Origin of the sequence: Bacillus sp. BB081 (genome assembly GCF_008368895.1) — a bacterium.
Lineage (GTDB): Bacteria > Bacillota > Bacilli > Bacillales > Bacillaceae_G > Bacillus_A > Bacillus_A wiedmannii.
Genome location: NZ_QOZX01000151.1, coordinates 1 through 711 on the forward strand (window position 1 = coordinate 1; position 711 = coordinate 711).

Genomic DNA, 711 nt, shown 5'->3' on the forward strand with positions numbered 1-711 from the left:
TCGTACTCGTGATCTTGTTCTTAAAATTACTCATCAACAAGATATTTTGGACAATGTACCTGTTATTCAGGAATCGGTGCGTTTACGTAATCCTTATGTAGATCCACTTAGTTATCTTCAAGTACAATTGCTCAACGAGCTACGTGAACTTCGTGAGCAAGATGAAGATAATCCAGAATTGCTACGTGAAGTATTGTTAACTATTAATGGTATTGCAGCAGGACTTCGTAATACGGGTTGATGTTACATTTTATCTTTAGTTGAATCGTAGAATAAGTCTTAGAATAGTCGGAATATACATTATGGCTACAAATAATGATATATTCCGGCTTTTTTTTGTCTGAAAGTTTAAAATTCGCAGGATTACGATTGCAATTTTGGCTTGATTGAATTACGATTTGTATTGGATTGTAAAATAAATCTATTGCTACACATACATATAGGGTACGAAGTCTGGGGGAGTGATGGTGGATAATATAGAAACGAGATTGGTTAAACTAGCGCTTAAAGGAGATCAGCGTGCTTTTGCCGAAATCGTTGAATTATACAAAGATAAAATTTTTCATTTGGGCTATCGGATGCTAAGTAACCGTCATGAAGCAGAAGATGTTGTACAAGAAACCTTTTTACGGGTGTATAAAAACTTAGATCGATATGATCAGAAACAGAAGTTTTCTACATGGATTTACCGAATAGGGACTAATCTGTGTA

Annotated in this window: 2 protein-coding genes; both read left to right on the top strand. The window is 34.9% G+C overall.

The genetic code is table 11. The features are described from left to right. A partial coding sequence (locus tag DN394_RS28775) for a phosphoenolpyruvate carboxylase (RefSeq protein ID WP_149294473.1) occupies window positions 1-241 on the top strand: 241 nt, incomplete at its 5' end. Window positions 242-464: 223 nt separating this feature from the next. Beyond that, the coding region (locus DN394_RS28780) for a sigma-70 family RNA polymerase sigma factor (protein WP_149294474.1) at window positions 465-711 on the top strand (247 nt) is incomplete at its 3' end.